We start from the raw sequence: 6,988 nt of genomic DNA, 5'->3' as shown, positions 1-6,988 counted from the left end.
TGGGCTTGGGGGTTTGGTACGGCGGTGGACGGGCGATCACGACGACGAGCGGCGGCGGATTCGCCCTGATGGGTGAGGGGCTCAGTCTCAGCGGGATAACCGAAACCCCGATGGTTGTCTATTTGGCGCAACGTCCCGGCCCGGCGACAGGTCTTCCGACACGGACGGAGCAGGGGGATTTGGAACTCGCCATTTACAGCGCTCACGGAGAGTTTCCGAGGATCGTATTGGCTCCCGGTGATGTGAGAGAGTGCTTTGAACTTGCCAGAGAGGCATTTACGCTGGCGGATCGATTTCAGGTTCCGGTGATTGTATTGAGCGATCAATATTTGGCGGATAGTTTTTTTCATGTCCAACGGTTTCCCATTGATGAAAAACAGCCTGATCTGCATGTGGTTAAAACCGATTCGCAGTACAAACGCTACCTGCTTACCAAAGAGGGGATTAGCCCTCGAGGGATTCCGGGATACGGAGAGGGGCTGGTGTTGGTCGATTCGGATGAACATACGGAGGAAGGGTTGATTACCGAGAGTATGTCTGTGCGGAATGAGCAAAACGGCAAACGGCTTCAAAAACTCGAAAGGATAAAGGAAGAAGCTATCACACCTGAAGTGGACGGGGTGGGTGAGATTGCCGTTGTCGGGTGGGGAAGTACGAAACATATCATTAACGAGGCGGTTGAGAGACTGAAGGATGAGAGGCTCTCGTCTATCCATTTCTCATGGGTCTATCCGCTGAGTGAATCTCAGCTTGCACCGCTTCAAAAAGCCAAACACCTTATCGTCGTCGAAAACAATGCCACCGGGCAATTCGCAAAACTCTTACGACTGCACGGAACCGCTGTCGATGCACAGATACTGAAGTCCGACGGATTGAGTTTTTTTGTCGATGAACTCTCTGAAAAGCTCTCAGCATTGCTAAAGGAGATCCGATGAACACACGGTTTGACAGAGTCGTAGAGGATAATGCATGGTGTCCGGGATGCGGGAATTTTTCTATCCTTTCGCATTTAAAAGAGGCGTTGGATGAGATGGGGCTTGACCCGCTTCAGAGCGTAGTGGTTTCAGGGATAGGGCAGGCGGCAAAAACACCGCAATATCTGAGGGTGAATATGTTTAACGGACTTCACGGCAGAGCATTACCCGTTGCGCAGGGAGTCAAAGTTTCCAACCCCTCTCTAACCGTGATTGCCGAAGGGGGTGATGGTGATATGTACGGAGAGGGGGGGAACCATTTTATGTCGGCGATCCGTCGAAATTCCGATATCATTAATATTGTCCATAACAAGATGGTTTATGGACTCACCAAAGGTCAAGCCTCTCCGACGTCTCAGCGGGGGTTTAAGACACCCGTACAGAGTGAGGGGGTTCATGTCGAACCGTTTAATCCGATAGCCACGGCGATATCTCTCGATGCATCGCTTGTGATCCGTACTTTTTCCGGGAACAAGGAGCACTGCAAAGCAATGCTCAAAATTGCGATTGAGCATAAGGGGTACGTTCTGATCGATATTTTTCAGCCGTGCGTTACCTTTAATAAGATCAATACGTTTAAGTGGTTCAAAGAGAACGTGTATCTTCTGCCGAGTGAATATGACCCGACGGATAAGGTCAAGGCATTTGAAAAATCATTGGAGTCTCATCCCTTTCCTCTGGGCGTTATCTATAAAAGTCCGCAAAAAGTTGTGTTGGAAGATGCTCTTCGGGAGGAAAGTCAGATAGGAGATAGGGCGTTGTATCTTCATGAGGTTGATTATAAGCGGCTGAGTGAAGAGATGGATAAATACATTTAACAAGGAGTAGAAGATGAAAAAATACGAATGCAATGTCTGCGGGTATATTTATGACCCTCAGATCGGAGACCCTGATAGCGGGATTGAACCCGGCACCGCATTTGAAGATATACCTGAGGATTGGGTATGTCCTGAGTGCAAAGTCGGGAAAGAAGATTTCAGCGAGATTATAGAGTAATACCTAATTACTCTTAGGCTTTTTTGGATCTTTGAGGTAGAGCGTGCAACTGCCTTCGGGATTTATTTTTCCTTCCACAAGTTTGCATTCGTTAGTTGCTGCTAGGAAATGGAGGCACTCTTTGCATTTTTTACCGGTGGTCGATTTTACCTGATATTTTACGGCTATCTTGGTTACTTTAGCCTGCAACGGAGAGGCCAAAAAAGTAACTGTTCCGATTGCCAACATATGTTTGAAAAAGCTTCTGCGGGATAATGCGGTTGACATCTTATATCCTTTGCACCATTATTTTTTGTCTGAATTCGTCATCTTCAATTTAGAGTTGGAAGCGACTGGGTATCCTGCGGATTTCCAGTCGCCGAATCCGTTTACAAACCAATAAATATTTTTATATCCGAGTTTTCGTACGGCTAAAGCAGCTTCATACGAGTTGGCACATGTTTCGCCGTAGCAGTAAAAAACGAGTTCCTGTTTTTGATCTGCAGGGAGCTGAAGGACAATGTATTCAGCTTTGGAGACGTCAAAATAAACGGGGAAAGCCCCTTTGATATGCTCTTTCGTATAATGCCGTTTTTCTCGGGCGTCAAAAAATAGAGCTTTTTTATCATACAGTTTTTTTGCCTTGAGTGTGTCGATAACACTGATTCCTTGAGCCATAGCATCATCAACCTGCGGCGGGATAATGCATACGTCATACGCAGTTTCAAACATAATACTCTTTTCGCCGTCATAATCGACGCTATAGAGGGCGGTAGAACTTAAAAGTCCTGATAAGACCAAGATAGATAATTTTTGTATCATAATTCACTCCTTGTTTTAGGCGTAGCACTCATGAATACGTCGACAATTAAGAGGGTGTACGCTCATTCGTTTGCATAAAATCAACATATTCGCATACTGAATTTATAGCGTTGCACGGTTGGTTATAGCTTGCAATCGGATCATTCAAAAATTCTGAAAGATTATTGGAAACAAAATTCCAATTGATCACTTTCCACCAATTAGAAAGATAATCCGATCGCCCGTTTCGATAATCAATGTAATAGGCATGTTCCCATACATCGCATGTCAACAAAGGGGTGTCTCCATGACGTATCGGTGTATCGGCATTCGAAGTCATTTTTATTTCCAATTTTTTTTCATTAGAAATGGTCAGCCATACCCATCCTGAACCGAAAAGTCCTGCGGCGGCCGCTAAAAAAGTATCCTGAAAAGCTTTTAGTGATCCAAAGTCACGTTCGATAAGTTCTAAAAGTTCAACAGAAGGGGCGGTAGATGCTTGGTTAAGTCCTCTCCAGTAAAAATTATGGTTATAGATTTGAGCGGCATTATTATAAATAGCATTATGGGCATATTTGACAATATGTTCTAACGATCTCTCCTCATATTCTGTCCCCTCAATAAGGGAATTGAGTTTGTTTACGTATCCGGCATGGTGTTTACCGTAATGATACGAGATTGTTTCTGCGGAAATATAGGGTTGAAGAGCAGTTTGCTCAAAAGGCAACTCCATAAGAGTATGTTTCATTGTAACTCCCTTTGTAGAAAGATATATGCTTATAGTAATTTATTATAGTTAAATTGTATTGGATAATGACACATTAATATCATACTTAAGCAAAAATTTAAAATTTAAAGAGAAATATGATTTTCTAACGCTGTGACTTCTGAATCATTTGGTATGATTCAGAATTTTCTCTTTCTCCGCTTCATATTCTTCAGGAGTGAGGATCCCCTCATCCAAAAGGGATTTTATTTTTGTCAAATGATCGTATTTTTCCCCCGGATTATGCTCTGTGATGGGGAGACGTTTCATAGAGCGTCCAAGCAACAGATAGAGTAAAACCCCGATAAACGGCAAGAAGAATACGACGAGAAACCAAATGATCTGCATCATATCTTCTCTAAATTTTGAGGAAATGATATCGATCAATGCCCATATCCATATCCCAAACAAGCCGATAACGATAAAGAGTAATAAGAACTCCAGTATGGAGAACATTTCCATAGCAGCCTCGATTCATATTTAAGTAGATAGTATCGTAACGTAGTTATGGCAACAAACCGCCAACGCTTTTGGCTATACTTAGCCACAATTTAATTTAAGTGAACCGATATGAATTTAGTTTCCAAAAATGCCCCCGTCGAAGTCTCCATCAAACGTATGCAAAGTATATTGAGCGAAATGGGATGCGATGTCACCTATTCAAGCGAAAAACACCCCCTCAACCATTGCTACTCGGTGAATCTCGCCTCTGTTGAAGCGCCGAAACATATCTATTCCAACGGAAAAGGGATTTACTCTGAGGCTTCTACCGCAAGCGCTTTGGGCGAATACATCGAACGGCTTCAAACCAATAATTTTTTTATCGATTTTCATTTGCCCCAGCGGAAGTATTATCCCGATGAGGTGGCGTTTGATTACGAGGGGGGCTATCTCAATCGCGAGCTGATGGGTACGTATGACCCAAGCGGTGAGTTGAGCATGGATGAACTGATCGATTTTAACAGTGACTACGAGGATAAAATTGTCGCACTGCCGTTTCATAAACTCTCTTCCGAGGAGAAGGTCTATTTTCCCATTAATATTCTCAGCAACCTCTACGTCAGCAACGGGCTTGCTACGGGTAATACCGCGAAAGAGGCACAGGTTCAGGCTATGAGCGAGATTCTGGAACGGTATGCGAAGATCGAAATCATTAAAGAAGGGTATGCTCTGCCTCAATACAGCGATGAGTTTCTTCGGCAGTTTGAGCGTCTTTACAGCGATTTGATCATGCTTCGGGAATTAGGCTACATCGTGAATGTCTTGGATGCATCGCTGGGGGGAAAATATCCGGTAACGGCGATTTCGTTCATTAACCCTCACAATGCAACTCTCTTCGTCTCTTTCGGTGCCCATCCGATTTTGGAAGTCTCATTGGAGCGGACGATGACAGAATTGATGCAGGGGCGTGATTTGAGCAATCTGGAAAGTTTTGAAGTACCGACGTTCGATATGTCGCTTGTTTCGGAGAGCTTCAATCTTGAATCCCATTTTATCGATTCCAACGGTAAAATGGGGATACAGTTTTTGAACGCGAAAAAAAGCTTTGAACTCGCACCGTGGAGATATAGCGGCAATACTACCGAGGATGAGTTTGCGTATCTCACTGGAATATTTGAGTCGATGGAGAAAGAGATCTATATCCGAGATTACGATTATCTGGACTTTTACTCCTGCCAGATGATTGTCCCTGGAGTCTCCGAGGTTTATCCGATCGATGATTTGATCTATAATAACCGTAATCGGGGTAAAGCGTATCGCGAAGGGATATTAAATTTTGCCGATTACGATCCTGACACACTCCTCGATGAAATCGAAGCACTTGAAGACCATCTGAATGTCGAAAAATTCATAGGGGTTATTTTCGAGGAGAATTTTACGATCGGCGAACTCAAAGCACAGCTTCATCTCTCTTTGGGGAACTATGATGAAGCGGTGAGTTATCTGGAGTTCGGAAACAGTGCCATGGGAAATCTGATTGTTGAGCTGATTCGGATGGAAGCGCTGGGTTTAGAGCTAAGCGATTACACCCAAGCGCTTTATGATCTCTATACGCCTCAGCGAGTCACTAAAGCGTTAGAAATCATCAGCGGCGAGCAGTTTTTGGTCAATACCTCATTGCATCGAGATTATAGTAATATGCTCTCAATGTATGATCGGCTCGAAGCAAAAAAAGAGGGCGGCTTTTAATCCGCGCTTTCTTCGGTATTGAAAAGATTTAAGATTTTTGAGTATTCAGCAAAAGCCTGTTTATACAGATGCTGAGTATGGTTATTGCTCTCATAGAGTTCGCTTGCGCTCATTCCGCTTTCCAACGCATTTTTCAGCAGTTTTGTCCGTCGAAGATAGGTAAACGCAAGATTGGGGAAATGTTCGTGTATTTTTTCTCGGATCATCACCGCATCGGCGGGGGTATCAATCATGTTGGCAAATACGAGGATGGTTTTTTCTTTAAAGTTTTTAATAAAAATCAAGCTTTTCATGATGGAGTTGAGATCATTCGTCGTCGGGAGGATAATAATATCCGATTCTCTGAGTATTTCGTTCGCATGCGGGTTTTCGAATCCTCCGAAGTCATAGACCGTATCGGGGTATAGAGGGATTTTATTCGGATAATAGCGGGCATTTTTGTATTTGTTGAGGGCGACCGACATATCGTTGGTAGCGTAACGGTAGCGCAGATCTTTGGCGAGTGAAAATGCGAGAGAGGTTTTCCCGACGCCCCCTTTGGTCGAAGCGATTGAGATGATTGCCATGAGTACCTGCGCTTTCTTTTTTAGTATCGTATCATAAAGAGTATTTCATCGTCAAAATTTCTGACAGAGTGTCAAACGAAGTTTAGTGTACTATAACACTATAAATACGATAATCATCGTTTGAAAATGATTTTAGAAGAGGAGCCAAAATGGCTTATTTCCCTATGTTTGTTAATTTGAACGAACGTGATTGTTTGGTTGTCGGCGGCGGCGAAGTCGCTTTGCGGAAGATAGAGCAGCTTGTAAAATTTTCGCCGAAGCTGAGAGTTATTGCCCCTGAAATCCATTCGGAAATTGTTGATCTCGCGCAAAAATATTCGATCATACTGGAGGAACGCCCTTACGAAATAGATGATTTAACGGGGCGTTTCCTGGTTATCGGGGCACTGGATAATCTGGTGGAACAGGAGCGAATTTTCAACTATTGCACTGAACATCATATCCCTGTCAATTGCGTCGATTCTCCGTTGCTGTGTACGTTTATATTTCCGGCATTGATTGTACATGATGATTTGTGTCTAGGGATCAATACTTCAGGACGTGCTCCGGCGGTCAGTTCCGCACTGCGTCGCTACCTGTCCAAAATGATTCCGAAAGGGATAAGCGAGTTGATCGATAAAGTTGATGAAATACGTCAAAATGAACCTGTCGGAAAACCGCGTCAAGATAAAATAATCGGAATTTGCAAAGACTTTTTTGAAAAATAAACCCTAGAT

General features: G+C 43.6%; 9 protein-coding genes and 1 pseudogene. 5 read left to right on the top strand and 5 right to left on the bottom strand.

Features of this window, described 5'->3' with window-relative positions; all coding sequences use genetic code 11:
• From Q0C19_RS09990 to rd, 3 genes and pseudogenes are all read left to right on the top strand, one after another.
• A pseudogene (locus tag Q0C19_RS09990) lies at positions 1-935 on the top strand (2-oxoacid:acceptor oxidoreductase subunit alpha); the annotation flags it as partial.
• Entirely contained in the window at positions 932-1,792 is an 861-nt protein-coding gene (locus tag Q0C19_RS09985) for a thiamine pyrophosphate-dependent enzyme (RefSeq protein WP_295055601.1), read from the top strand. The pseudogene Q0C19_RS09990 and the gene Q0C19_RS09985, both read left to right, overlap by 4 nt.
• A 13-nt stretch (positions 1,793-1,805) precedes the next feature.
• Positions 1,806-1,970 carry a rubredoxin gene (gene rd, locus Q0C19_RS09980; protein ID WP_295055599.1) on the top strand — a complete coding sequence of 55 codons (165 nt, stop codon included), beginning with the start codon at positions 1,806-1,808 and terminating at the stop codon, positions 1,968-1,970.
• Between the two features lie 3 nt (positions 1,971-1,973).
• Here rd and Q0C19_RS09975 read toward each other — a convergent pair whose 3' ends face one another.
• The 4 genes from Q0C19_RS09975 to Q0C19_RS09960 form a co-directional block, all read right to left on the bottom strand.
• On the bottom strand, positions 1,974-2,237 hold the full coding sequence (locus Q0C19_RS09975) for an iron oxidase oxidoreductase (RefSeq protein WP_295055597.1): 264 nt from the start codon (positions 2,235-2,237) through the stop codon (positions 1,974-1,976).
• A gap of 18 nt (positions 2,238-2,255) precedes the next feature.
• A complete protein-coding gene (locus tag Q0C19_RS09970) occupies positions 2,256-2,771 on the bottom strand; it encodes a rhodanese-like domain-containing protein (protein WP_295055595.1) in 516 nt (171 codons plus the stop codon).
• Between the two features lie 46 nt (positions 2,772-2,817).
• A complete protein-coding gene (locus Q0C19_RS09965) occupies positions 2,818-3,498 on the bottom strand; it encodes a superoxide dismutase (protein WP_295055593.1) in 681 nt (226 codons plus the stop codon).
• 144 nt (positions 3,499-3,642) lie between these two features.
• Positions 3,643-3,978 (bottom strand): SHOCT domain-containing protein, encoded by a 336-nt coding sequence (locus Q0C19_RS09960; protein WP_295055591.1) that lies wholly within the window; start codon positions 3,976-3,978, stop codon positions 3,643-3,645.
• A 108-nt stretch (positions 3,979-4,086) separates the two neighbouring features.
• Here Q0C19_RS09960 and Q0C19_RS09955 point away from each other — a divergent pair, with 108 nt between their 5' ends.
• Positions 4,087-5,706 (top strand): YcaO-like family protein, encoded by a 1,620-nt coding sequence (locus Q0C19_RS09955; RefSeq protein ID WP_295055589.1) that lies wholly within the window; start codon positions 4,087-4,089, stop codon positions 5,704-5,706.
• Here the strand turns inward: Q0C19_RS09955 and Q0C19_RS09950 are convergent.
• Positions 5,703-6,272: a hypothetical protein gene (locus Q0C19_RS09950; RefSeq protein ID WP_295055587.1), complete on the bottom strand. Its 570-nt coding sequence runs from the start codon at positions 6,270-6,272 to the stop codon at positions 5,703-5,705. The two genes, Q0C19_RS09955 and Q0C19_RS09950, sit on opposite strands and share 4 nt — an antisense overlap.
• Positions 6,273-6,421: 149 nt before the next feature.
• On the opposite strand from Q0C19_RS09950, the gene Q0C19_RS09945 reads away from it, so the two are divergent.
• Positions 6,422-6,979, top strand: coding sequence for a bifunctional precorrin-2 dehydrogenase/sirohydrochlorin ferrochelatase (locus Q0C19_RS09945; protein WP_295055585.1), 558 nt, complete (start codon positions 6,422-6,424; stop codon positions 6,977-6,979).
• The last annotated feature ends 9 nt before the right edge of the window (positions 6,980-6,988 follow it).

Origin of the sequence: Sulfuricurvum sp. (assembly GCF_023250475.1) — a bacterium.
GTDB lineage: Bacteria > Campylobacterota > Campylobacteria > Campylobacterales > Sulfurimonadaceae > Sulfuricurvum.
Note: the sequence above shows the minus strand (reverse complement) of the source record. Positions and strands in the feature narration are given on the sequence as shown.

Excerpts from the sequence above, each read along its gene's own strand:
- Q0C19_RS09985 (WP_295055601.1), top strand. The coding sequence starts at position 932 with ATGAACACACGGTTTGACAGAGTCGTAGAGGATAATGCATGGTGTCCG.
- rd (WP_295055599.1), top strand. The coding sequence starts at position 1,806 with ATGAAAAAATACGAATGCAATGTCTGCGGGTATATTTATGACCCTCAG.
- Q0C19_RS09975 (WP_295055597.1), bottom strand. The coding sequence starts at position 2,237 with ATGTCAACCGCATTATCCCGCAGAAGCTTTTTCAAACATATGTTGGCA.
- Q0C19_RS09970 (WP_295055595.1), bottom strand. The coding sequence starts at position 2,771 with ATGATACAAAAATTATCTATCTTGGTCTTATCAGGACTTTTAAGTTCT.
- Q0C19_RS09965 (WP_295055593.1), bottom strand. The coding sequence starts at position 3,498 with ATGAAACATACTCTTATGGAGTTGCCTTTTGAGCAAACTGCTCTTCAA.
- Q0C19_RS09960 (WP_295055591.1), bottom strand. The coding sequence starts at position 3,978 with ATGGAAATGTTCTCCATACTGGAGTTCTTATTACTCTTTATCGTTATC.
- Q0C19_RS09955 (WP_295055589.1), top strand. The coding sequence starts at position 4,087 with ATGAATTTAGTTTCCAAAAATGCCCCCGTCGAAGTCTCCATCAAACGT.
- Q0C19_RS09950 (WP_295055587.1), bottom strand. The coding sequence starts at position 6,272 with ATGGCAATCATCTCAATCGCTTCGACCAAAGGGGGCGTCGGGAAAACC.
- Q0C19_RS09945 (WP_295055585.1), top strand. The coding sequence starts at position 6,422 with ATGGCTTATTTCCCTATGTTTGTTAATTTGAACGAACGTGATTGTTTG.